Below are 25,382 nucleotides of genomic sequence, written 5' to 3'. Positions count from 1 at the left end.
TCCTTCGGAGCTTCGGAAAGATAGGCCTTTTCCGGTTATTTAGAAACGAAAATAGAACGTCCCGCGAAGGTAAAGATCGGCGCGCAGGGCTTCTTGGTCATAGGTGATCCATTCAATGTTCGGAATAAAATGAACCTGCGGCGCTACGGCCACATCTACTCCCAGAATCCACAACGTGGCTTTTGAAGTTGTGGCAAAGGGTAGATAGGAAATGGAGGCGCCTTTCGGATTAGGATCCAGCAGCCGATCCATGCGCACCAACAGGTGCATGCGCTCCTGCACACGCCCCACCACAAATCCCGAAACATAGCGCAGCATGCGGTCGCTTCCTCCCGCCGCACGAACGCGCTGCCTTTCATACACCACCCCAGCGCGGAAGCCTTCGGTCCGGTAAGCCCCGAAAAGATGCCACGTCGTCAGCGAGGCGCCTTGCTGCAGGCGCGCATAATCCACATAAGACTCCAGAATCAATGGCCTGGATGGGAAAAACTGCAGCGCCAGCGCCAGCTTTTTTCCTCGGTATCCTTCTGCCTTCGTTCCCTCTCCGTTACCAAACGTAGCATGATACCGCACTCGTCCATCCCGGGTAAGGCGTCCTTTCAGCGCAACGCCAAACTCCCGCGACGATCCCAGTTTTTGCAAATCTGCCGGAGCTTTTTCAACGGAGCGGTACCCCCAGACCGATTCCACCAGGTTGAACAGCGCCGATGAAGAAATGCCCAGGTATAGCGCATGCAGGTCGTTCAGCTTCCATCGCAGATAGGCATCCTTTACGAAAGGCGTTGCGTTGCCTGCCGTGAAATTGCCCGGCGAGTTCATTTCCAGGCGTAACCGCCAGGCAAAGGTTTCGTCCAGCTTCTGATCATAGGTTAAATAAATGCGCCGGATCCAGAATCCGTTTTGTCCTTCCAGCTCAGCATTGTGATGACGCGCTATGTAGTAGAAATCCCCGAAAGCCAGTCCACTGACTCGTCCCTGACCATAAAGCGTTCCTGTGAGCAACAGGCTGAGCAGAGCGATTCCGCACCGGAAATACCGCATCATCCTTTTTTTCAGGTTGCCTGCAGTAAGCTGTAATACTACAGGGTGCTGTGTTTCCATACTGTTAACTTTTGCGACGGCCGGCGAATTTTTGATCAAGCCTCATCGGAACCACACCAGAATCCATGCAATGAGCACAAGTAGGCCTAACGCCTGGATCCGGTAGTTTTTATACCAGGGCAGGGCGGCCAGCATACGCGACTCTTCCTGGAAAAACGCAGGCGACCACGTCAACCCTTCGACTTCTTCCGGAGCAGGAGGTGGCTGCAGCAGACTGGCTACCACCATCGTAATCACGCTGATGACCAGCAGAATAGGTGGCAGATAGAGAAAGTGCAGCACCGGCACGCCGGCCGCTACCAGGGCCTGCTGCTCGGAAGAGAGCGGTCCGGTCTGCACAATAAGCTGGTTCGTCAGATTCAGGATGAGAAAGACCGCAGCCGCCAGATGGCCCACCACAAGCCCGATAAAGGCGCTGCTGCGCGTGGCGCGTTTCCAGAAGATGCCTACCAGAAAGCAGGCTACTACCGGCGGTGCCAGATAGGCCAGCATGGCCTGCAGGTAGGTCCACAGATTAGGAAAGCGCACGATCTGCGGTGCCCAGAGAATGGCCAGCGCCATGAAGCCGGCGGTCACCCAGCGTCCTGCCCCGACCAATGCATGGCTGTCCTGCCGTCTGAAGCGGCGGATGAAATCCATAGTTACAAGCGTCGAAGCAGCGTTCAGCGTCGAATCGACGCTTGACATGATCGCCGCTACCAGGGCCGTAATGACCAGCCCCCGAATGCCTGCCGGCAACAGATCAAAAAGAAGGGTTGGAAAAATCAGGTCAGTGTTGGCTGCCAGCATCGGAAATTGCTCGGGGGGATAAAGAATGCGTGCAAAAATGCCCGGCAGTACCATGATGAAAAGGACGGGTAATTTCAGCAGTCCCGCGAAGAGCGACCCCCACCGCCCGTGGTTCAAATCCCGCGCGCCCAGCACACGCTGCACCATAAACTGGTTGGTACACCAGAAATAGAAGCCCAGCAGGAAGACCCCTGTTACCAGCCCGGGCCATGGCAGCACCGGATCGTCGGCTGGACGAAGGATGCTCAGGTCACCCGGCGGAATCTGGGCCGTTACAACCTCCCAGGAACCTACCGCTTGGAAGGAAAGCACCGCCACCAGCACCGCACCCAGCAGCAAGAGCACGGCCTGCACCGCATCGGTGTACACAACCGCCTTCAAGCCACCCGCTACCGTGTAGAGACCGGCCAACAATCCAAGCACAGCCACCGCCATCCACATGGGCACCTGAGGATAAAGGATCTGCACCACCAGGGCTCCTGCATAGAGCGCTCCCGCCGTGTCCACCATAATGTTGAGCACAATAAGCAATCCCGAAAAGTACACCCGCGCCCGTCCGTCAAACCGCCGCTCCAGAAACTCGGGAATGGTATAAATGCGCGTGCGCAAATAGAAAGGAAGAATAAAGATGACAAAGAAGATCAACACAAGGGTGGCCATCCACTCATAATTGTACACCGATATGCCCGTACCGTAAGCACTTGAGGCCAATCCCAGCAGCGTACTGGAAGAAATGTTGGAAGCAAATAGTGAAAAACCAATCAGCCACCAGGTAAGCGAACGGCCTGCCAGAAAATAGTCGTCGGCTGTTTTCATGCGACGGGCCAGGTACAGCCCTAACCAGACAATAAAGACCACGTAGAGCCCAACAGCAGCTAAATCGAGCCAGACGAACTGAAACGCAGGCATGGCAGATATTTCGGGTAATGAAAGCGCTCACACTTCTTGCGCCAAAGATCGGAATTTCTGTTCGATTTTGCCAGTCTTCGTTTAAAGGGTGCGCCTCATTTTTCTTGATGTAAAGGAGTGAAAGGTGTGGTGGCGCCCGCCCCCTCCACCAGACGTAGAGGATCTCTTGCCGCGTTAGCCTACGCGGACATGGACCGGTTCCGGAAGGTCCGGCGATCTTGCGTCCTCTTTCTGGAGCGCTCGGTGCTTCAGGTTTTGCGCCCGCGTCCATTCAGCGGGGCGATTGCGCGGGAACCCACAAATGCCTGCCCTGCGTTTTTCGATGGGGTGTGCAACCAAGCGATGCAGCAGCAATGGCCGGGCATAATAAATGGTCGAAGGTCAAGCGGCAGAAGGCCGTCGTCGACGCACGGAAATCAAAGATCTGGGCGCGACTCTCGCGCGACATCATTGTTGCGGCTCGGGAAGGAGGAGGAGATCCTGAGGCCAATCCCCGCCTGGCGCAGGCTATTGAGCGCGCGAAAGCCGAGAACATGCCCAAGGAAAACATTGAACGGGCAATCAAACGGGGAACGGGCGAAATTCAGGGCGAAGACTACGTCGAAGTAACCTATGAAGGGTACGCGCCTGGCGGCGTAGCCGTCTTTATCGAAGCGTTGACGGACAACACCAATCGGACTGTTTCTGAAATTCGCCACCTGTTTACCAAGGCAGGGGGCAGTCTGGGACAGCCCGGATCGGTGGCCTATCTGTTTGAGCGCAAGGGTATCATTGAGATCTCAGCGGCCGACCGCGACGAATTGGAGCTTTTTGAGCTGGTGGCCGAAGCTGGTGCCGAAGATCTGACGCGAGAGGACGATACGTTTGTCGTTACCACGTCGGTCGAAGCGTTTGCTGACGTGCTGGAAGCCCTGCGCAGCGCGGGTATTGAGCCCCTAGAGGCGGGTCTGCAGCGCGTTCCCACGACCACGGTCACCCTGCCTCCGGAGGAGGCCAAGAAGGTTGTCGCCCTCCTGGAGGCGCTTGAAGCGCATCAAGACGTGCAGAACGTCTACACCACCCTCAACTTCGACGAGGCCACCCTTGCCGCTATCTCCTGAGCGCACCGAGACGTTGATCATCCTGGGAATTGATCCGGGATCGCGCCACACCGGCTATGGGGTGCTGGCAGTGGAAGGCGAGCGGGCGCGGGTGGTCGCCGTGGACGTAATCCATCTGGACGCGCAGGCGTCCCATCCGCTCCGTTTGCTTCGGCTGTTTGAACAGCTCAGCGCCCTGGTGGATCGGTATCGACCGGACGAATGCGCGCTTGAGATGCCTGTTTATGGCCGCAATCCCCAATCTATGCTGAAACTGGGGCGGGCGCAGGCTGCCGCGATGCTGGCCGTTCTGACCCGTCAGATTCCTACGGTTGAATACACCCCGAAAGAAGTCAAAAAAGCACTAACTGGCCGCGGCAATGCTACCAAGGAGCAGGTGCGCTTTATGGTGCAGGCCTTGCTTGATCTACCTTCCGATCAGGTAAAACTGGCCCTTGACGCGTCCGATGCCCTCGCCGTGGCTGTGTGCCACTGGCAACACCGGACGCGCTTGCAGCCTTTCCGAGGCCATACCAGTTGGGCCCGTTTCGTTCAGGCACACCCGGAACGCCTGGACTGATCGTTAGCGCGCGCGCTCGCTATCGTAGAAATAGCCGCGCTCCTCATCCCGAACGCGCACTACCTCGGCCACCTCGTCCATGTCGAGCTGGCCTTTACTCATCAGATAGACCAACTGCGCGATCTGTCGATCCTTGTGGGGAGCCTGATTCCATTCAGGATGCGCCTGTTCGATCAGACTGACCAGAATGCGCAAATACGGATAGCGCTTTTCCGGGGAGTCCAGGCGGGCAATGGCCTGTGCAAATAATTCGGCATTGCGCCCAACCTGGCGGTCAATCATTTTCTCACGATAGTAAGTCATCGCTCTACAAACTGCTTATCTTACACATGGTGAGGCCGGGTTCTACAAAAACCCTGCGCACAGACGGGTAAGATGCGTGTAGAAATAAATTACAACACCCCTTGTAAAAGGGCTACCGGGTATCAACAGAAAATTGTGCGAACAGGTTTCTACGAACCCGGCCTTCTGCCCAGCGTTGAACAAGGCCGGACATAGCCCATACTACGGAGCTATGAGCCAGAAACCAATACGAGAACCTGCGCAAAAACAGCGACGGGCCAGCCCTTATCGGCTGGAACTGCTACCTGTTGTGCCGGCCTATCATCGACGGGCACGCCAGAAAAAAGAGCTAAAGGAGGGGCAGTTAGTGTATTATGGTCCCATGCCACTTTATTATGGCATTGGCGAAGTCAAACAGGTGGTTGGTTCGTACGTAGCGGTCGATTTCCGAGGCACCGGACTGCTTGGCGTGCACGAAGATGTTCTGTCCGAAGAGTATCTCATTCCCATTCCCCCTGCAACGCTCCCCTTGTTGTAGTTACCCTCCTTCTCCCTGTATCTTTTCTGGAGACGCATTCGTATCAGAGAAGCGCTGCATCCACCAACTGGCCAGAGCATGCTCATTGTTGATCAGGTCACGAAGCGCTACGGAACGACCGTAGCAGTCCATCGCGCCTCCTTCACTGCAGCCCCCGGCCGCATTCTGGGATTGCTGGGCCCCAATGGCGCCGGCAAAACAACCACCATTCGCATGATAGCCGCCATTTTACTTCCCGACGAAGGGCGCATCCTTCTGGAGGGACGCCCCGTTGGTCCCTGGAGCCAGGCGCTTATGGGCTACCTGCCCGAAGAACGAGGCCTCTACCGCAAACTCAAGGTGGAAGAACAACTTGTGTATTTCGGTCGGCTGAAGGGACTTTCGCTTTCGGAGGCGCAGCGGCAGGCCCGCCACTGGCTGGAGCGGCTTGGCCTTGCGCGATGGCGCCACCATAAAACCGAAGCGCTTTCTAAGGGCATGCAGCAAAAGCTCCAGTTCATTGCTGCAATTCAACACCAGCCCCGGCTGCTCATCCTGGACGAACCCTTCAGCGGCTTAGATCCGCTTAACGCAGAGTTGCTACGCGATATCGTGCTGGAGCTCAAAGAAGCCGGTCGGATCATCCTGTTTGCCTCCCATCGCATGGAGCAAGTCGAGCAGCTTTGCGACGATATCTGTCTGATTGCCCGGGGGCGTATTCTGATAGCCGGCTCGCTACGGGAAGTCAAGCAGCGCTTCGGGCGCAACACCGTAGTGCTCGAATTCGACGGAGACGACGACTTTCTTGACCCGTTGCTACAGGAAGGGGCCGTTCGACTGCTCAACCGGACCAACCACCGCGTCGAACTGATCTTGAACAATGGAACGCCCCCTCGTCGGGTACTGGAAGCTGCTCTGCGCCACGTGCGCGAAGTATATCGCTTCGAAGTGACCGAACCGCCCTTAACCGAAATTTTTAAGCAGGTTGTTCGCACGCAATCCGCATCGACCGAAACGTCCCATGGATAAGATCTGGATCATTCTGCAAAGCGAGTTTCTCCGACGCGTGCGCACCCGCACCTTTGTGCTCACAACGCTGCTGGCGCCTGTCCTCCTGCTGGCCATGGCGCTGCTGCCCGCGCTAATCGGCTATCTAGGCAGCCGCGATACGACGCGCCATCTTGCAGTGATTGATTCTAGTGGCGTCCTGCTCTCCCGCATGCAAGCGCTTGCGCCTTCCACACTGCGCCTGGAAGCCGTTTCGTTACCGCTCGACTCGCTGCAAGCGGCTGTCCGTCAGGGACGCTACGACGGCTATCTCATCTTGCCCGCCAGCCTGATCGAAGGGGAGGCAGACGTCGAATTTTATGTCGAAAAAAGCCCGGGATTGAGTTTTCAAGGACACCTCGAACGCCTGATCAACCAGGCCGTGCGGGAAGTGCGAATCGAACGGCTACAGGTCCCCCCCGAGCTGGTAGCTGTCCTGCGCTCGGAGGTTTCCCTGCGCCAGTACCGCCTTTCGGAAACCGGCGCTGAAGAAGACGGCACCGTGTTCTTCTCTATCATTGGTTACCTGATGGGCTTTATTATCTACGGGGCCACGCTCGGCTATGGGAGTCTGGTCATGCAGGGCGTCATCGAAGAGAAATCCAGCCGCGTGGTGGAGCTCATCGTCTCTTCCGTACGCCCGTTTCACCTCCTCATGGGCAAAGTGCTCGGCATAGGAGCGATGGGGCTTGTCCAGTTTATGCTCTGGGGGATTCTGCTCATTGCCGGGGCTGCGGCCGCAGGTCCTATCATTGCCTACTTTCTTGATCCCCAGCAGCTAAACCTGCCCACCAACGCTTCCACCGAAGAGCTGCTCGCAGCGGCAAATATCACGCTGCCTACCATTGATCCGGTGCTGATTGTCTGGTTCGTGTTGTTTTTCCTGGGCGGTTATCTGCTCTACTCCAGCCTGTTTGCAGCTGCCGGATCGGCTGTCGAACAGCAGCAAGATGCCCAGAGCCTCATGCTCCCGTTGATGCTTCTGATCATGCTTCCCATCTTCTTTATCACGTACGTGATCGAAAGCCCCAGCGCCCCCCTGTCGGTCGGGCTATCTCTATTTCCGTTTTTCTCGCCTATCCTGATGATGGTCCGCATTGCGATTGGCAGCGCTGCCCTCTGGGAAGCCGTGCTGGCTTACCTGCTGCTGGTAGCCGGCTTCCTCGGGGCTATCTGGGTCAGCGCTCGCATCTATCGCATTGGCATCCTGTCCTATGGTCAGAAACCCTCCCTGCGTGAGCTGCTGCGATGGCTCCGGGCCTGATTTGTTCAACGGAACTTAACGATTAAGCCTGCCTACAACGAAAAGGGTTTCGGCCACCCTTTCTTGCTGGCTGCAATGCGGCTCGGATGCCTTGTGGGATTGCTGCTGCTGTTACCGGCCGCACCGGCCGCGCAGGCACAGTACTTTCGCTTCGGCAAAAACAAAGTGCATTATCGAACGCTCACCTGGTACTATATCCAATCGCAGCACTTCGATATCTACTACTACGAAGGCGGCTACGAACTGGCCAGCTTTACAGCCGAAGTGGCGGAAGCAGCCTATCAACAGTTAGTTGACCTGTTCCAGTACGAAATCTCCCATCGCATTCCTATCCTGGTTTATCAAAGCCATCATGATTTCGCCGTCACCAATGCCGTTGACCTGCCCGACTATAGCGAAGGCATTGGCGGCGTTACGGAGCTGTATAAGAACCGCATAGCGGTCCCTTTTATGGGCGACTATCGCGACTATCGCCGAGTGGTGCACCACGAACTCGTGCATGCCGTCCTGAACGACATGTTCTACGGCGGCTCATTGCAATCTATCCTCCAGAACAATCTGCGCCTGGTACTCCCGCTCTGGTTTAGCGAAGGACTGGCCGAATACGCCGCGCTGGGATGGGACGTAAACTCCGACATGTACCTGCGAGAGGCCGTGCTGAATGACCATCTGGCCTCTATTCCGTATCTCTCGGGGTATTTTGCCTACCGGGGAGGACAAAGCGTCTGGGATTACATTGCCGAGCAGTATGGCCGTGAGAAAATTGCCGAAATTCTGCAACGCGTTCGTCTGACGCATTCGGTCGAGGCTGGCATTCGGCAGGCAACAGGACTGTCGTTGCGCGAACTGTCGGAGCGCTGGCACAAGGCATTGCGTGAAATTTACTATCCGGAATTAACCGCTCGTGAACCGCTTGAAGACATCGGCCGCCCCTTATTGACCGCTCGCAATGCAGGCTACTACAATACAAGTCCGGCCCTTTCGCCTCAGGGAGACCGCATTGCCTTCATCACCACGCGCAATGGACTGTTCGATGTGTACCTGGCCAGCGCCAACGATGGCAAAATTTTGCGCCGCCTGGTGTCCGGGCAAACCAGCCCCGACTTTGAAAGCCTGCGGATCCTGACCCCGGGGCTTACCTGGAGCCCGGATGGCCGACTGCTGGCCCTGGCCGTCAAAAGTGGCCCAACCGACGTCATTTCCGTCATCAACGTTGAAACAGGCGCGCACCTCCGCTACCGCATCCCGGGCGTTGAGCAGATTCTGTCGCTGGCCTGGAGCCCCGACGGTCATCGGATCGCTTTTGCAGGCACGCAGCAGGGCCAGAGCGATATTTATGTGCTGAACCTGCAAACAGGCGAAACGATCAATTACACGAACGATATCTTCAGTGATCACGAACCAGCCTGGCGTCCCGACGGCCAGGCACTGGTGTTTCACAGCGACCGAGGCGACTATATCGAACCCGGTCGCTACCAGGCCGGCTCCTTTGACCTTACGACGCACGCTTTCCAAGGCTATGACCTCTACCTGCTCTACCTCGACCCGGTGCGCATCGAGCGGTTAACCACTACCGAGCCCTGGGATGATCGGAGCGGACGCTTCGGCAGCCATCCCGATCGCGTGCTGTTCATCTCGGACCGCAACGGAATCCCTAATCTTTATGAGAAAGATCTGCGCACGGGCCTTGAACGCCCCCTGACCAATGTGGTCGTGGGCATTCAGCAAGTTTCGCTCTCAGCCGACGGCCACAAAGCAGCCGTTGTCAGTCTGCGGGATGGTGTCCCGTCGATTTATCTGATCAAAAATCCTTTTGCACGCCGCCTTGAAACCGACACGCTGGCCCCTACGGTCTGGGCACAGCGACGCCTGCACCAGACCACCCGACCTGCTCCCGCCCTTGCCCTCGCTTCAGCGGCGATGCGGCAGCGCAATCCTTTTCTGCGCGACGCAAGCGCTCCGCCCCCTTCCGCATCGTTTGGGCGCGCTCTGCTGGCCACCGCTGAAGAAGGACCACCTGATAGAACCAACGGTCTCGACGAGGCGCCCGACTCTACCCGCTACGGCACGCTGCGCGTCGACTTCCGCAATTATGTCTTCAGCTCAGCCTTCGACGAAGCACGGTCCCAACCGTCCCCTTCGTTTTATGCAGATCCCTTTGCCCCGCACGATAATGTAGACGAAAACGGCCGCTACCGCCCTCGACGGTATCGCCTCTACTTTACACCCGACCTGGTCTACGGCACTGCTGGCTACGACATGCTCTATGGTGTCCAGAGCGTTACGCAAATGATGTTCAGCGATATGCTGGGCAACCATCGCATCTGGGCCGCCACCAATCTGCTGGTTGACCTGCGCAACTCGGACTATCTCATTGCCTACAGTTACCTGCCGCGCCGCACCGACTGGACAGTAGCCGTCTACCACGTAGCCCGACTGCTTCCGGACTATACGCTGCGCACGCTCTACCGCTACCGCCACTATGGCCTGAACCTCAGCGCCAGCTATCCGCTCAATAAATTTGAACGCTTTGACATCGGGCTATCCTACATGGGGGTCAACCAGACCGACATCGGAAACCTGACGCGACCGCCGCTCACGCGCACGCTTTTCTACCCCTCCCTCACCTACACGCGGGACGTCAGCGTGCCGGGATTGCTGGCACCGATCGGGGGGCATCGATTGGCAATTCAGCTTGCCGGGAGCCCCGGCAATTTGCTCTACGGACGGCAAATCCGCTTTGTGACCGTGCTGGCCGACCTGCGCAGCTACACGTCCTTCGGCCGCGGGCTCTACAGCCTGGCTTTTCGGCTGGCCGGTGGCGCTTCGTTTGGCCCGAATCCTCAGCTCTTTTATTCAGCAGGGGTTGAAAACTGGATCAACCGGCACTTTGACAGCTTCCCCATCGAAGATCTGACCGACTTTGTCTTTGCTACGCCGGTGCTTCCGCTACGCGCTACGGATATCAACACCCTTAAAGGACCGTACTTTGGCCTGTTCAATGCCGAGTTCCGCTTTCCCCTGGTCGCCGCGCTGCTACCCGGTCCTCTACCTGTGCTTCCCCTCTACAACCTTCAGGGCACGGCGTTTCTGGATGTGGGCACGGTGTGGGGCAGTCCCTCCAACCGCCGCCTGAATCTGTTTCGGCGGGATGAAAGCGGCCGCCCGGTGCTTGACGATGTGCGCGTAGCCAGTGGCCTGGGACTGCGCACCATTATCCTGGGCTTTCCCTTCCGGTTCGATTTTGCCTGGCCTTTCAACGGACGCCGCTTTCTGAAACAGCGATTCTACTTCTCAATTGGACTTGACTTCTGAGACGGAACCCGAAATGAAGCCCTTGATTTAAAGGGGTTCTACGAATGGCCGACCCGTAAGGTCGGCATTTTTTCCACAATCCATCCCCGTAGCGTCAATCCCGCTCGTAGCATGCAAACAGAGATCAAAGAGATCAGCTCGGTCGAATACGAGCTGACGGTCCACGTTCCCGCAGAAGAACTGCAACCTGAACTGGACCAACTGCTTCGCCGACTGCGCGCTCGCGTCCAGCTTAAAGGATTCCGTCCCGGCAAGGCGCCTCTGTCTCTTGTCAAGAAGCTGTATGGCGACGAAGTAGCCCTGGAGCTGGCCGAGCGCAAAATTCGCGAAGCGCTTGAGCAGGCCGTATTAGAACCGGGCACGTATAAGGTCATCGGCCGCCCTCGCATCGTCCGTCTCGACTACAAGCCCGATACCGACCTCCATGCCGTGCTGCGCTTCGGCGTACGCCCCGAATTTGAGCTGAAGCCACTCGGCAACGAAACCATTCCGCATCTGGTGCACCAGGTCACAGACGAAGAAGTCGAACAGGCCATCCGACGTTTACAGCGAGAAGAGGCCAAGCTCGTCGATCTGCCGGCCGACACCCCCCTGAGCTCTGAGGATTACGCGGTGGTGGATCTGCAGCGTCTGGATGAAGCAACAGGCACGCCTATTATCGGCGAAAAAGAAGAGGGCGTTTCCTTTTTCTTAGACGATCCGCGGCTGCGTGAAGAACTTCGCCAGGCGCTTCTGGGCAAAAAAGCGGGCGAAACGGTCCGCGTTGACCTGCCTCATGGGGATGAGACGGCCGGCGAGCCGGTGCATACGCATCGCTACGAAGTGCACGTGCGGGAAACCAAACGGCGCGAGCTGCCTGAACTCGACGCAGCCTTCATTCAGAAGATCACGCGCGGGCAGGCTTCTGACGAAGCGGGCCTGCGCGAGCTGGTTCGCCAGGAATTACAGGCGCGCTGGAACCGCGAATCTCGGGAGTTGCTGGAACAGGAGATTATGAACCGAATGCTGGCGCTGCATCCCATTCCGGTCCCCGAATCGGCCGTAGAGATGGTGCTGGACGAATTTGTGGAGGATGTGCGCCAGCGTAATAATGGCCGACTTCCTGAAGGCTTTGATGAAACCGCCTTCCGGCACGCTAACCGAGCCCTGGCTGAACAGCAAGCCCGCTGGATGTTCCTTTTCGACAAGGTCGTGGAAACCTACGGCCTTGAAGTCACCGAAGAAGACGTGCAGGCCTTCTTTGAAGAACAAGCCGACCCTGACCGAGGCTTACGTGCGGACCAACTGCGTCAGTTTTACGAATCGGTCCCGGGTCTGATGGATCAGGTGCGACGGCGCCTGCTTACCCGCAAGGTATTCGATGCGCTGCAAGAGCAGTTTCAGCTCGAAGAACTGGACCGCGAAGCGTACATGGAGCGTCTGAGAGCCCAGCGGGAAGGCGCTGAGGCTCGGAACTCTGAAGGAAGCGTTCGGTAGGACCGAATGCCTGTCCGCCTTCAGCAAACTGGACCAGAAATCAGACAGCAATGTCCGACCGTAAGCTTGTAGAGGATTTCCTGAAGTTTTCGCGGAGTCTAACGCTTCCCTCGGGGATCTACAGCGGGCCGTTCCAGCAGTATCCCATCGGCGCGCTGGTCCCTATTGTGATTGAGCAAACCACGCGGGGAGAGCGAGCCTACGACATCTTCAGCCGCCTGCTCAAAGAACGGATCGTAATTATCGGCACTCCGATCAATGACCAGATCGCCAACCTGGTGGTGGCTCAGTTGCTCTGGCTGGCCAGCGAAGACTCGGAGCGAGATATCAACATTTACATCAACTCACCAGGCGGCTCTATTGATAGCGGCCTGGCCGTCTATGATACCATGCAGTATGTGGCGCCGCCTGTTGCCACCATCTGCGTAGGGCTGGCGGCCTCAATGGGAGCGGTCTTACTGGCCGCCGGCGTTAAGGGCAAACGGGCGGCCCTGCCCAACTCACGGATTATGATCCACCAGCCCTGGATGAGCGGCGTGCAAGGGCAGGCTACCGACATCGAAATTCACGCCCGCGAAATTCTCAAAATGCGCGAGCGCCTAAACGACATCCTGGCCTTTCACACAGGCCAGCCTAAAGAACGGATTGCCCAGGACGTCGACCGGGACTTCTGGCTCAGTGCGCAAGAGGCCAAAGAATACGGCCTTGTGGACAATGTGCTGACGCCTCGTCGCGGTTTCTTCCCATCTCCCGATGGACAGGCTGGCGGAGATAAAGAAAAGGGGAAAGGTAAAGATACATAGCCATTTTGCCTCCTTCGCCGTGGCCATCGACGGCCTGCTCTGCAGAGCAGGCCGTTTGTCTTTTCAGGAGGCCCCCTCATGCAGCACCTGGTGCAGCACCGCGGCCAGTTTTTCCGCCGTGTACGGCTTGTGTAAAAAAGCTTGGGCGCCGGCCTGACGCGCCGCTTCAGCCCGCCCCCCATGTAACCCACTGGAAGCCACAATGGGCAACTTCGGCCATCGCGCTCGAATGGTCCGGATCAGCGTCAGGCCGTCCATTTCGGGCATTACCAGGTCTGTAATCACGGCTCGGATTTCGGAAGCGTGCGCTTCCAGTTGCTGCAGCGCATCCTGCCCCTGCGCGGCCGTATAGACGCGATAGCCCAGTTGCTCCAGGGCCTCTCGCGCTGCTTCCAGGACGAACGGCTCGTCGTCAACCAGCAAAATGCCCTCGCCAGCTCCTCGAAAGACAGGTACCGCTATTTCGGATGGAGCGGCCTGCGTTTCCGGCATAGCCGGCAGGTACACCCGGAAGGTCGCTCCGCGCCCTGGCTCACTATAAACATTGATGAAGCCTCCATGGCTGCGCACAATGCTGTACACCGTTGAGAGGCCCAGGCCCGATCCCTTACCAACCGGTTTGGTCGTGAAAAAAGGCTCGAAAATCTTGTCGAGAATATCATGCGGGATCCCCACTCCTGTATCGCTGACCGTCAGGCACACATATGGACCAGGACGGGCCTCTAGCACGCGGCGCGCATAGTGCGCGTCCACTTGGACATTCTCAGCCGCCAGCAACAGTCGTCCGCCTTCCGGCATAGCATCCCGGGCATTAACGCACAGGTTCATCAGGACCTGTTGCAGCTGCGTGGCGTCGCCTTGCACTGCCCAGAGCGCGTCGTCCAGGCGCGTCTCTATGTGAATCGTACGGGGAAAGGTCTCGCGCAGCAGATGGGCAACTTCCTGAATAATCGGACGCACATCCAGGAGCACCCGCTCTCCTTCCACTCCCCGGGCAAAAGCCAACACCTGGCGCACCAGCTCAGCCCCTCGTTCTGCACTGCGCTGAATCATTCCCAACGCCCGCTTCTGCTTTTCGGGATCCAGCGTGTCCTGGGAGAGCATGCGCACGCCCAGTAAAATGGGCACGAACAGGTTGTTCAGATCGTGTGCCATGCCACTGACCAGTCGCCCGATACTCTCCATGCGCTGCGCTCGTAAGAATTGCTGTTCGAGCTGGCGCCGTTCCGTCACATCGGTACTGATGATCAGGACCGAGCGGGGCCGGTCATAGGCATCCTTCACGAGAGTCCACCGACTCTCCAGAATGCGGACTTCTCCATCACGGAGACGCAGATGCAGTTCTCCGTTCCAGCTTGCTTCGGTTTTAACCTGATGCAGGGCTTCCTGCAGCAACGCCGCGTCCACGCCTTCAAGAGCATGCGGAATGGGTCGGCCGCGCACCTCCTCAGCGGCCTTTCCGGTAAGCTGTTCGGCGCTCCGGTTCCAGTAGACAACGCGTCCTTCCAGATCGACCGCCACAATCACATCTCGGGCTGCATCCAACAGAGCGGCCTGCTCTCGGATGCGCTCTTCGGCCCGATGGCGCTCGACGGCGTAGCGAATCGAACGTTCCAGTTGCTGCGCATCAATCTGCCCCTTGATCAGATAATCCCAGGCGCCCGCAGCCATGGCCTCCAGATCTACCTGCAGGTCTCCCTGGCCGGTTAGCAAAATGACCGGTAGCGTGAGTCCTTCACAACGGATTGTCCGCAAAAGCGCCAGGCCATCATGAGCGCCCAGGCGGTAGTCGATCAGGCAGACGTCGAACGGTCGTTCTCGAAGGGCTGCCAATCCCTCTTCATAGCTTGAGCGCCAGTGGAGCGTGCACTGAATGGTTGTAGCGCGGCTCAGGAGCCGACGCACAATGTGATAGTCATCCTCGTCATCCTCAACCAGTAAAATGTCCAGGGGTGTCGCCATGATCAGGCCTGATCCACAGGGGGAGGAAGCCGCACAATTTCAAACCAGAAGTCGCCCAGCACCTGCAACGCGCGCACCAGTCCATCAAAGGTAACCGGTTTCGTAATAAAAGCATTAACGCCCAGATCGTAGCTACGCAAAATGTCGGCTTCTGCGTCGGAAGTTGTCAGCACGACAATAGGAATGCGCCGAAGAGCTGGATCTGACTTGATTTCTTGCAGCGCCTCTCGTCCATCCTTACGCGGCATGTTTAAGTCCAGTAGAATCAGTCCTGGACGAGGAGAGCGGCTTGGATCGGCATAGGGCCCGCGGCGATAGAGATAATCCATCAACTCTTCTCCATCCTCAACGGTATAGATTTCATTACGCAGACGGCTCCGCTTGAGCGCCCGGATCGTCAACAGGCGATCATCAGGATCATCATCGGCCAGCAGAATGATAATGGGCTCTGCGTTGCTCATGCATCTACCGTCAGGACTGCGTCAGGGGAAGCACTACGGTAAAGGTTGCCCCTTCATCGGGTCGGCTGCGAGCGGTCAGTTGTCCATGATGCCGCTCGACAATACGCCGGCAGATGGCCAGGCCCATTCCTGTACCGGCATAGCGCCCTCGCCCGTGTAGTCGCTGGAACGGAGAGAAGATACGGTCCAGATACTTCTCATCAAACCCAATCCCGTTATCCTGCACTTCGATGACGCACAGCGTTCCCGACGGAGCGTCCTCCAGGCGCGACCGCAGCCAGACTTCGGGGGGGCGATTGGGATGATGAAACTTCAAGGCGTTTCCGATCAGGTTTTGAAGTAACTGGCGCATTTGCGTCGGATCGGCTTCGACAACAGGCCAATGCCCTTCGACGTGCACCTGCGCTCCGGTCTCGGCGATGCGCACTTCCAGGTCTGCCAGCACCTGTTGCAGCACCGCATGCAGATCGACGCGTTCAAAAGGCCTTGCTCGTGTGGTAATGCGCGACCAGGTCAGCAGATCTTCGATAAGCTGGGACATGCGCGTTGCGGCGTCCTGCATGCGATCCACATAGTAACGTCCTTCGTCATCCAGCAACGATGCGTACTCTTCCTTGAGCAGCTCAGCAAAGGCCCGCACCTTTCGGAGGGGTTCCTGCAGATCATGCGATGCAATGTAGGCAAACTCCTGCAACTCGCGGTTTCGCTGCTGGAGCGTTTCTTCTGTTTGCACTCGGTCGGTTACGTCCCGTGAGCTGCTCTGGAGTTGCTCTGGCTGGCCTGCGGCGTTTCGAATGACACGCACGTGCGTTTCGAGCCAGCGGTACCCTCCCTGTTTGTGTCGGAAGCGATAAACCAGAACAGCGGGCTGATCATCCTCAGCCAGTTGGGCTACAAGCGACCGGAACCGTCCCCGGTCTTCCGGATGCCAGAATTGTTCTGGCTGTTGGCCGATCAGCTCTTCTGGTGCATAACCAACGATCCGGGTAGCCGAAGGGCTGACGTACACGAAACGCCCGGCGGCGTCATGCAGGGCCACCAGATCGGTCATGTTCTCGGCCAGCAACCGGAAAAGGCGTTCTCGCTCCCGGAGTTTTTCTTCTGCTGCCCGGGCTTTCGTGACATCCCGAAAGATGACGGCCACCCCTTCGTCGAGGCGGGTGGCCGTCATTTCCAGCCATATCGGCTGTCTGGTTTGCGCCAGACGAAACGTTTGCTGAAAAGGCTCGCCGCGCTGCACAACGCGCACGCAGGCCTCGAAAAAGCCGGGTAAGATCTCCTCCGGCAGCGTTTCGCGGAGCCGACGACCATCTAAATCAGATTGCTGCAGCAGGGCATGGGCTCGGGGGTTGGCCAGCAACCAGACGAAATCAATCACGTCACCGTCCGGATGATACACCGGACGCAGTACCATAATGCCTTCGAGCGAACAGGAAAGAATACGGGTTAGCAGTCGTCGGGAAGCTTCCAGGGCTTCACGGGTCCGATGCATCTCTGTCTGATCCTCAAACACCAGGATCACGCCACGTTTTTCGTCCATCGGACAGGCCCGTGCCCACCAGCGCACCCAGAAGGTGGGGCCGCCCCGACGCCGCAGGCTCATCTCCTCGCCCTCCACGACTTCTCCCTGCAGCACCCGCCGGATAGCCTGCGGCCAGTATCCTCCGGCATCTTCAAAAAGCATCAGGTGGGGCCTTCCCACTACCTCCTCGGCCGCCAACGCAAACGTCTGGCACCATTGGGGATTGACCGCTCGGTAGCAGAGCGCTTCATCCATGAGCGCAGCCGCTACCGGCAAATGTTGCAACAACGACGGCCAAACAACGGCTTGCTCCATACGGCCGGGGCTCCCTCACCCAACAGTTGAACCAGGAAAACTAACGCCGTAACTGGCTGAATCCCCCGGCCTAAATGTAATGATCCGTTAACAACTGTTGACGCCTGCGCTACAACTCCATGGCAGGATCAATGGATTCGAGCACTTCCGTTACCTTCCGCAGGAAGGAGGCTGCCATGGCACCGTCGATGATCCGGTGGTCGTACGACAGCGAGAGATACATCATATGCCGAATCGCAATCACATCGCCCAGCTCCGGATGCTCAATGACGACCGGTCGCTTTTTAATGGCCCCGGTTGCCAGAATCGCTACCTGCGGCTGATTGATGATGGGCGTGCCCATCAACGAACCCAGCGACCCCACATTGGTGATGGTAAAGGTGCCTCCCTGCAGCTCGTCAGGTTGTAGTTGTTTGTTGCGGGCGCGATGCACCAGGTCGGCAATGGCGTGCGCCAGCCCCACCAGATTTTTCTGTCCTGCATTTCGAATAACCGGCACCACCAGGCCTGTCCTGCCCAGCGCCACGGCAAGCCCAATGTGATAGTCTTTTTTGACGATAATGCGCGTGCCTTCTACCGAAGCGTTCAGCCAGGGATGCTCTTTTAATGCTTCCACAACCGCCTGCACAAAGAACGGCAGGTAGGTCAGCCGCACGCCCTCCCGCTGCTCAAAACGCTCTTTGTTGCGCTCGCGCACCCGCACCAGGTTGGTTACATCGACTTCAGCGAAGGAGGTTACATGGGGCGAGGTGTGCTTCGAGCGCACCATGTGCTCGGCGATGAGCTGCCGCATCCGATCCATTTCGATAATCTCGACGCGGCCCTCGTAGGTGCCAGCGGCCACCTGCGGCGTCGGAGGCGGTGCAGCCGGGCGTTCTGGAGCAGGAGGACGAGGCGGCGCAGCCGGACGCGGCTCGGCAGGTCGCGCAGCCGGTTGCTGCACCCGCTGGCGGCGTTGCTCCAGATACTGGAGCACATCTCGCTTCGTCACGCGTCCGCCTCGACCGCTACCGGGAATAGAGGCCAGTTCTTCCAGCGTCAAGCCTTCCTTTTCGGCAATAGAGCGCACCAGCGGCGAGTAAAAGCGCCCGTCTGGTCCGCGACGAGGGATAGGTGCCCGGGCCGTAGCCGGAGCGCCATCACCGGAAGGCGTTGGCTGCGGTGGCGCGGCCGGTTCAGGCGTCGGTTGAGGCGCTCTGGTTGGGGCAGTCGGTGCCTCGCGAGGTGTGGTAGCAGCTGGCGCGCCCGTTGCAATACGGGCCAGGACGGTACCGACCGCGACGGTTTCGCCTTCCGGAACCAGAATCTCCTGCAACACCCCCGAAGCCGGCGAAGGAACCTCCGTGTCAACCTTGTCCGTCCCAATCTCCAGCAACGGCTCGTCCGCCTCCACCCGCTCCCCCGGCTGCTTCAACCACGCCACTACCGTCCCCTCTGTAATGCTCTCGCCCATCTTGGGCATCACAACCTCTACGATCTCGCCCTCCCCAGCTTCGGGAGAGGGTGTTGTCTGGGCGGGCGGCGCCTCAGGTGCTTCCGCTGCCGCAGCTTCTGGAGCCGGCGTCGTCGGTGCGGCCTCGGGGGCTGCTTCTGCTTCCGTTTCGATAACGGCCAGGACGGTACCGACCGCGACGGTTTCGCCTTCCGGAACCAGAATCTCCTGCAACACCCCCGAAGCCGGCGAAGGAACCTCCGTGTCAACCTTGTCCGTCCCAATCTCCAGCAACGGCTCGTCCGCCTCCACCCGCTCCCCCGGCTGCTTCAACCACGCCACTACCGTCCCCTCTGTAATGCTCTCGCCCATCTTGGGCATAACCACTTCAACCCGTGCCATGGTTATCGTCAGGCTTTTTTTCCTGTTTTTCGACCCTGGGTAATATACGGTAACCGTTTCATGAAAAGGGAAGCCCTTCCCCGACGGTTCCTCGACAAGAATTTGCGAAGGTTTGTCACAACGCACCCGCTTGCCCGCTCGCGCATATCGCTGTAAAAAAACCCGGCGTCCCAGACGGGAGACGCCGGGTTGGCTGTCTGGCGCTCACGGCTCAAGCCAGCAGCGGTGCAATAACCAGCGCAACTACGGCAATCAACTTGATCAGGATGTTCAGGCTGGGGCCGGAGGTATCCTTCAGCGGATCGCCGACCGTATCGCCTACGACCGCCGCTTTGTGGGCGTCACTGCCTTTACCGTAGTGCACGCCGTCAATTTCCAGGCCTGCTTCAATCCGCTTTTTCGCATTGTCCCAGGCGCCGCCAGCGTTGGCCTGGAAGATGGCCAGCAGCACACCCGACACCGTCACACCAGCCAGCAGGCCGCCCAGCATGTTCTTGTCGATAAGTCCCACGATCACGGGCGCCGACACGGCCAGTAGTCCGGGCAATACCATCTCCCGAATAGCGGCTTTCGTTGAAATGTCCACGCAGCGCGCATACTCGGCGCGGGCTTTACCTTCCCGGAGTCCTGGAATTTCCCGGAATTGGCGTCCCACTTCTTTGATCATGTCGGAGGCTGCGCGGCCTACAGCGCTCATAGCCAGCGCACTGAACACAAAGGGCAAAACGGCTCCCAGCAGCACACCTGCCAGAATATTGGGCTGCGATACGTCAATGGTAGGCACATGGGCCTGTTGCATGTACGCTGCAAACAGCGCCAGGGCTGTCAACGCGGCCGAACCAATAGCGAATCCTTTTCCGATGGCAGCCGTCGTATTGCCCACAGCATCCAGCTTGTCGGTCCGCTCACGCACCTCAGGAGGCAGGTGGGCCATTTCAGCGATGCCGCCTGCATTATCTGAAATCGGTCCATAGGCATCAACGGCAAGCTGAATGCCTGTGACCGAAAGCATTCCCAGCGCCGCAATGGCAATGCCGTAGAGTCCGGCTGCCGCATAGGCACCAATGATGCCCAGGGCCAACACCAGAGCGGGCAATCCGGTCGAGAGCATGCCCACGCTCAGGCCGGCAATGATGTTCGTTGCGGCACCCGTGACGCTCTGCCGGGCGATAAGGAGCGTGGGTTTGGTATGCGTAGACGTGTAATACTCGGTAATGAGCCCGATCAGCACGCCAGCCGCCAACCCGATCAGCACGGCCCAGTAAACGCCGGTGGCGGTGTAGTTCGTAAACGGAATAAGCGGGCTTTCGGCCGTCCAGGCCTCAGGCAGCATCCACTGAATGATGAAGTAGGCCAGTACAGCCATTACAAAAGCGGCGCCGAACTCACCCTGATTCAGCGCCTTCTGGGGGTTGCCGCCCTCTTTAACCTTTACGAAAAAGGCCCCAATAATCGAAACAACAATGCCCGCTCCTGCCAGAATCATGGGCAGCAGTACGCCTGCCAGCGGGTGCACACCGGACATCTGTTGGAAGACGGGCACAAACGAAGCGCCCAGCACAATGGTCCCGATGATCGACCCCACGTAGCTTTCGAACAGGTCGGCGCCCATTCCGGCCACGTCGCCGACGTTGTCGCCCACATTGTCTGCAATCGTAGCGGGGTTGCGCGGGTCGTCTTCGGGAATGCCTTCATAGACTTTGCCGGCCAGGTCAGCTCCTACATCGGCTGCTTTTGTATAGATGCCGCCGCCCACGCGTGCAAACAGGGCAATCGAAGAAGCGCCCAGCGAAAAGCCTGAAATAACGTTGATAACCTTGAGATAATCCCAGGCCAGCACCTCTGAATAGAACAGAAAGAGCAAGCTGAGCCCCAGCAATCCCAGCCCCACAACGCTCAGTCCCATGACAAGCCCTCCCGAGAAGGCTACGTTAAGCGCCGGTCCCAGTCCCGTCCGGGCAGCGTTCGTCGTGCGCACATTGGCCCGGGTAGCAACCGTCATGCCAATAAAGCCGGCCGTGGCCGAACAAACCGCGCCGACCACAAACGAAAGGGCAATCAGCCAGGAGGAACCGGGTTGCCGGGCATTAAAAATGGCCAGTAGAATGGCCACCACGATCACGAAAATGCTTAACACCCGGTATTCCCGCCGAAGGAACGCCCGTGCGCCTTCGGCAATAGCCGCCGCAATCTGTTGCATTTCTGGCGTGCCGGGGTCCTGGCGGCTGATCCAGCGCGTGCGCACAAACGCATAGAGCAGGGCCAGCAATCCGGCCAGCGGCACGAGATAGGTAACCAGCATCTCCATAAGCGTCTCCGTCGGGTAGCTTCTCGCTTTGGTTAAGTATTGAACTTACAAAAGTTGTGGCGCCAGAAGTTACAAACCAGCATTCTTTTTTAGGAAAGAAGCGACAGGGCTCTCCCGCAAAAAGTGCGTGAAGCTTTGCCTAAAGCGAATTTTCGACGCGATTGTACCGGTTCATAGCGGGCGTTAGCCCTTCACAGGCAAAGGTGATGGCTGCCTGACAGGCGCGCGCAAGGGCTTCGTCGATCTGTGGCCATTCTTCTTCGGTAAAAGGCGAGAGTACGTAGTCGGCCTGCCGCCCTCGCTCAAAATTCCGGCCGATGCCAATGCGTAAGCGGGGAAAGGCGGTTGTGCCCAGGGCCTGGATGATATCCTCGACGCCATTATGTCCGCCTGCGCTCCCTCCCGGCCGGAGCCGGATGCGTCCGGGTGGTAGGTGGATATCGTCGTAGACGACCAGCAGGCGTTCTAGCGGGATGCGATAATAGCGAACAATTTCGGAAACGGCAGCACCACTACGGTTCATGTAGGTGAGCGGCTTCATCAGGCCGGCCGGACAGCCTTCAAGCTGTCCCCATCCCAGTAGCGACGGCCCTCGCTCTGAGCGCCAGGCAATACCATACTGCTGGGCCAGGCGATCGACCAGCATAAACCCGACATTGTGCCGCGTGGTCGCGTACCGCGCGCCCGGGTTGCCCAGCCCAACGATCAGGGCACGTGCCGCCATGAAACTGCCCGGCCGGTTCAGGCGCTTGTGCCGCTCCCTGCTTCAGCCGTTCCTGCTTCGCCTTCGGCACCTTCTTCTTCCTCAAGGCCGCCAATCTGCGGAGCGGCAATAACCACAACGGTCTGGTCCGGCGCCTCTTCAAATTCCAGTCCTTCGAACTGGAGATCACCTACGTGCAGCGCGTCGCCAATGTCCAGGTTCGTGACGTCGATATCAATATGGGCAGGAATATCTTTGGGCAGGCAGGTGACCTCCAGTTCGTGGGTTACTAGTTGCAGCACGCCACCGCGCTGCACACCGATAGCGGTTCCTACAATCCGAACCGGCACCGTAACCGTAATCTTTTCTGTGGTCCGCAGCACCTGGAAGTCGGCATGAATGGGCCGGTCGGTTACCGGATGGAATTCTACGTCTTTAAGAATGCAGTCCCAGGTCTGACCATTCAGTTCGAGCTTGACCAGGTGCGTCTCGGTCGTATAAATGAGCGGCCGCAGCTTCAGCTCCGGAATCTGGAAAGGGACAGGCTCCACATGGTGCCCGTAGAGAATACAGGGAACCCATCCCTGGCGCCGGATCGCTTTTGCCGCACGTTTGCCGGTCTCCCTCGGCTTGGCTTCAATGGTAATGATCGCCATCGTTTATCTCGGTTAGCGTTTTTATTCCACAAAAAGGGTCGAAACTGACTCGTCTGTGTAAATGCGTCGGATTGCGTCGGCAAAGATCTCGGCCACGCTGACCACTTCGATCTTTTCGGAAGGCCGTTTAAGCGGGATGGTATCGGTTACGACCAGCTTGGTTAGCACCGACGACTCGATGCGCTCGTAGGCGGGGCCTGAAAGCAAGGCATGCGTGCAGGCAGCGTAAATTTCCCGGGCTCCCGCTTCCCGAAGCGCCCAGGCCGCATTGGTCAGCGTACCAGCCGTGTCCACAATGTCGTCAATCAGCAGTACATTCCGCCCCTCCACCTCCCCAATGATGTTCACCACCTCGGCCTCATTCTGGCGAGGCCGACGCTTATCAATAAAGGCCAGTTCGGCCTGCAGCCGCTTGGCATAAGAACGCGCCATTTTGAGCGCCCCAACGTCGGGCGCCACAACCACCAGATTCGGAATGTTCAGCTGCTGCACGTATTCGGTAAAGACGGCGGAGCCGTAAAGGTGATCGACCGGCACGTCAAAAAAGCCCTGGATCTGCGGAGCATGCAGATCCATCGTCAGCAGCCGGTCGATGCCCGCCGTCGTAAGCATATTAGCCATCAGCTTGGCAGCAATCGAGACGCGCGGCTGGTCTTTGCGCTCCTGGCGGGCATATCCAAAGTAGGGAATGACCGCCGTAATCCGAGCGGCCGAAGCCCGGCGGGCCGCATCAATCATAAGCAGCAGCTCCATCCAGTTTTCTGCCCCCGGATGGGTACTCTGAATGATAAAGACGTCGGCCCCTCGGATCGACTCTTCGTAGCGAACGTAAATCTCCCCGTCCGAAAAGTTCTTGATGGTCACCTGACCCAGCTCCTGACCGTAGGCCTCCGCAATGCGGCGAGCCAACGCCGGATTCGACCGTCCGGCAAACAGGGCGATGGGGCGCTCGTGCCGGTAGCTCGGTAGCATAGGGCAGGGATGGGCGCTTATCAGTTTCGCCAGATTTTTCAACTTCAACAAAAAACCTGCACCGCAGGTGCAGGGAAACTACTGCTGTGCCACGCAGCACAGCCTGGCTGCCCGGGGAGGATTCGAACCTCCACATACGGCTCCAAAGGCCGCTGTCCTACCGTTAGACGACCGGGCAACATGCCGGGCAGGTTACCTGCCTCTGAGAATATACAAGTTAACCCGCCTGTGGCGGTGCAGTCAACGCTTTGAAGTCCGAGGGGATCCGCTTTCGTAGGGCTTTCACTGGAGACGTCCGTACCGACGGAGCACCTCTTGCACCTGATCCAGCGGCAACGCTTCGACCCGCCCTCGATAGCCTTCCATGGTTTCAGCACGAAACAGGGCGTTGTAGATAGCCTCTTCCGTGGCCTCAACCACCGCCTGAAAAAGCGGGGACATGCGATCGTTGGACAATTCTCGATACGTACCGACACCTGCTCGCCGCTCTGGAGTGCGTCGCACCTCGGGCGCAGTAGAGAAGGCAATGGCATAGTCGCCGGAGCCATTTGTCATGGGCGAGCCCGTTCGCGCTACGCCCAGGAAAGCACGCCGGGCCAGCCGCGTCAGATTACGATCCGAAAGCGGGGCATCGGTGGCAATCACAATCATAATAGAGCCATCCGCTGTGGTGTCCTCAACGACGTCCTTTAAATAATAGCGGCCCAGCTCCTGCCCTACCGGAACTCCTAAGATATGCAGGATGCCACCAAAGTTCGCCTGCACAAGCACGCCTACGGTATAGCCTCCCAGCGCTTCGGGGAGCACGCGTGAGCTGGTGCCAATGCCCCCCTTCCAGCCAAATGCAATCGTGCCCGTCCCCGCCCCCACGTTTCCTTCGGGCACGGGCCCCGTCTGCGCCTGCTCAATAGCCTGCAGGATGTGCTCTGCCCGCAGCGCCCGTGCGCGAATATTATTCAAGAATCCATCGTTCGTCTCCCCCACGATGGGATTGACGGAGCGCACCCGCTCGTTACCCGCCTGGCGGAGCGTCCAGGTCAGGATCGCCTCGGCGGCCTGGGGCACCGAAAGCGTGTTGGTCAGCACAATGGGCGTTTCAATCTCCCCCAGCTCCATAACCTGCGTGCTGCCCATCAGCTTTCCAAAGCCATTGCCTACTGCAATTCCAGCCGGCACCTTTTCCTGGAATAGATTTCCCCCATGCGGCAGAATAGCCGTAGCCCCGGTGCGAATCGTGTCTCCTAAGATCAGCGTAACGTGTCCCACCCGCACCCCCGGGACGTCGGTAATGGCATTGAGCGGTCCGGGCTGGAATATACCCGGCGCCACCCCGAGATCTCGCGCCCGCGGCCGCTCCTGTCCCTGGGCCCATCCTCCGGCCACCCACCCCAGCATCAACATGCCGCAAACTGTTTTGCAAAGGGATCGTTTGACGAAGCGACTGATTTTTGAATATACTCTCATTGTTTTGTCCCCCGGCTTGTAGG

At 58.4% G+C, this 25,382-nt stretch carries 20 protein-coding genes and 1 tRNA gene; 8 read left to right on the top strand and 13 right to left on the bottom strand.

Going from position 1 to position 25,382, the window contains the following annotated elements; all coding sequences use genetic code 11:
- Positions 1–39: 39 nt before the first annotated feature.
- Both BUA15_RS04925 and BUA15_RS04920 read right to left on the bottom strand, forming a co-directional pair.
- Positions 40–1,044, bottom strand: a complete 1,005-nt coding sequence (locus BUA15_RS04925; protein WP_245771921.1) for a porin — start codon at positions 1,042–1,044, stop codon at positions 40–42.
- Between the two features lie 99 nt (positions 1,045–1,143).
- The gene (locus BUA15_RS04920) at positions 1,144–2,799 is read right to left on the bottom strand and encodes a sodium:solute symporter (RefSeq protein ID WP_072714848.1); all 1,656 of its coding nucleotides are present in this window, start codon (positions 2,797–2,799) and stop codon (positions 1,144–1,146) included.
- A gap of 353 nt (positions 2,800–3,152) precedes the next feature.
- On the opposite strand from BUA15_RS04920, the gene BUA15_RS04915 reads away from it, so the two are divergent.
- Positions 3,153–3,899, top strand: coding sequence for a YebC/PmpR family DNA-binding transcriptional regulator (locus tag BUA15_RS04915; RefSeq protein WP_072714847.1), 747 nt, complete (start codon positions 3,153–3,155; stop codon positions 3,897–3,899).
- The gene (gene ruvC / locus BUA15_RS04910; protein ID WP_072714846.1) at positions 3,883–4,458 is read left to right on the top strand and encodes a crossover junction endodeoxyribonuclease RuvC; all 576 of its coding nucleotides are present in this window, start codon (positions 3,883–3,885) and stop codon (positions 4,456–4,458) included. The genes BUA15_RS04915 and ruvC overlap by 17 nt, the downstream gene beginning before the upstream one ends.
- Before the next feature lie 3 nt (positions 4,459–4,461).
- Here ruvC and BUA15_RS04905 read toward each other — a convergent pair whose 3' ends face one another.
- Positions 4,462–4,761, bottom strand: a complete 300-nt coding sequence (locus BUA15_RS04905) for a DUF4290 domain-containing protein (RefSeq protein WP_072714845.1) — start codon at positions 4,759–4,761, stop codon at positions 4,462–4,464.
- Between the two features lie 211 nt (positions 4,762–4,972).
- Between BUA15_RS04905 and BUA15_RS04900 the strand changes: the two genes are divergently transcribed.
- From BUA15_RS04900 to clpP, 6 genes are all read left to right on the top strand, one after another.
- Positions 4,973–5,278: a hypothetical protein gene (locus BUA15_RS04900; RefSeq protein ID WP_072714844.1), complete on the top strand. Its 306-nt coding sequence runs from the start codon at positions 4,973–4,975 to the stop codon at positions 5,276–5,278.
- A 78-nt stretch (positions 5,279–5,356) separates the two neighbouring features.
- A complete protein-coding gene (locus tag BUA15_RS04895; RefSeq protein WP_072714843.1) occupies positions 5,357–6,286 on the top strand; it encodes an ABC transporter ATP-binding protein in 930 nt (309 codons plus the stop codon).
- Positions 6,279–7,568, top strand: coding sequence for an ABC transporter permease (locus BUA15_RS04890; RefSeq protein ID WP_072714842.1), 1,290 nt, complete (start codon positions 6,279–6,281; stop codon positions 7,566–7,568). The genes BUA15_RS04895 and BUA15_RS04890 overlap by 8 nt, the downstream gene beginning before the upstream one ends.
- Positions 7,569–7,643: 75 nt before the next feature.
- The gene (locus BUA15_RS04885) at positions 7,644–10,883 is read left to right on the top strand and encodes a peptidase MA family metallohydrolase (RefSeq protein ID WP_072714841.1); all 3,240 of its coding nucleotides are present in this window, start codon (positions 7,644–7,646) and stop codon (positions 10,881–10,883) included.
- A 111-nt stretch (positions 10,884–10,994) separates the two neighbouring features.
- Positions 10,995–12,359 carry a trigger factor gene (tig, locus tag BUA15_RS04880; protein ID WP_072714840.1) on the top strand — a complete coding sequence of 455 codons (1,365 nt, stop codon included), beginning with the start codon at positions 10,995–10,997 and terminating at the stop codon, positions 12,357–12,359.
- A gap of 50 nt (positions 12,360–12,409) precedes the next feature.
- Entirely contained in the window at positions 12,410–13,162 is a 753-nt protein-coding gene (gene clpP, locus BUA15_RS04875; protein WP_072714839.1) for an ATP-dependent Clp endopeptidase proteolytic subunit ClpP, read from the top strand.
- Positions 13,163–13,225: 63 nt separating this feature from the next.
- Here the strand turns inward: clpP and BUA15_RS04870 are convergent, their stop codons facing one another.
- From BUA15_RS04870 to BUA15_RS04825, 10 genes are all read right to left on the bottom strand, one after another.
- Positions 13,226–15,124, bottom strand: coding sequence for a hybrid sensor histidine kinase/response regulator (locus tag BUA15_RS04870; RefSeq protein WP_072714838.1), 1,899 nt, complete (start codon positions 15,122–15,124; stop codon positions 13,226–13,228).
- A gap of 2 nt (positions 15,125–15,126) precedes the next feature.
- Complete coding sequence (locus BUA15_RS04865) at positions 15,127–15,585, bottom strand: response regulator (RefSeq protein WP_178139379.1); 459 nt, start codon at positions 15,583–15,585, stop codon at positions 15,127–15,129.
- Positions 15,586–15,595: 10 nt separating this feature from the next.
- Entirely contained in the window at positions 15,596–17,422 is a 1,827-nt protein-coding gene (locus tag BUA15_RS04860) for a PAS domain-containing sensor histidine kinase (protein WP_072714837.1), read from the bottom strand.
- A 109-nt stretch (positions 17,423–17,531) separates the two neighbouring features.
- On the bottom strand, positions 17,532–19,256 hold the full coding sequence (gene sucB / locus BUA15_RS04855; protein ID WP_072714836.1) for a 2-oxoglutarate dehydrogenase, E2 component, dihydrolipoamide succinyltransferase: 1,725 nt from the start codon (positions 19,254–19,256) through the stop codon (positions 17,532–17,534).
- A gap of 211 nt (positions 19,257–19,467) precedes the next feature.
- Positions 19,468–21,564, bottom strand: a complete 2,097-nt coding sequence (locus BUA15_RS04850) for a sodium-translocating pyrophosphatase (protein ID WP_072714835.1) — start codon at positions 21,562–21,564, stop codon at positions 19,468–19,470.
- Positions 21,565–21,703: 139 nt separating this feature from the next.
- On the bottom strand, positions 21,704–22,288 hold the full coding sequence (gene pth / locus BUA15_RS04845) for an aminoacyl-tRNA hydrolase (protein WP_072714834.1): 585 nt from the start codon (positions 22,286–22,288) through the stop codon (positions 21,704–21,706).
- Positions 22,289–22,305: 17 nt separating this feature from the next.
- The gene (locus tag BUA15_RS04840) at positions 22,306–22,923 is read right to left on the bottom strand and encodes a 50S ribosomal protein L25 (RefSeq protein ID WP_072714833.1); all 618 of its coding nucleotides are present in this window, start codon (positions 22,921–22,923) and stop codon (positions 22,306–22,308) included.
- Between the two features lie 21 nt (positions 22,924–22,944).
- Positions 22,945–23,895 (bottom strand): ribose-phosphate diphosphokinase, encoded by a 951-nt coding sequence (locus BUA15_RS04835; protein WP_072714832.1) that lies wholly within the window; start codon positions 23,893–23,895, stop codon positions 22,945–22,947.
- Positions 23,896–23,999: 104 nt separating this feature from the next.
- A tRNA-Gln gene (locus BUA15_RS04830) sits at positions 24,000–24,073 on the bottom strand.
- Positions 24,074–24,177: 104 nt separating this feature from the next.
- Positions 24,178–25,296 carry a DmpA family aminopeptidase gene (locus tag BUA15_RS04825; RefSeq protein ID WP_072714831.1) on the bottom strand — a complete coding sequence of 373 codons (1,119 nt, stop codon included), beginning with the start codon at positions 25,294–25,296 and terminating at the stop codon, positions 24,178–24,180.
- Positions 25,297–25,382: the final 86 nt, after the last annotated feature.

It is taken from the genome of Rhodothermus profundi (genome assembly GCF_900142415.1).
In the GTDB taxonomy this organism is placed as follows: domain Bacteria; phylum Bacteroidota; class Rhodothermia; order Rhodothermales; family Rhodothermaceae; genus Rhodothermus; species Rhodothermus profundi.
The sequence above is the reverse complement of the archived record's forward strand: the minus strand, read 5'-3'. Positions and strand labels throughout refer to the sequence as shown.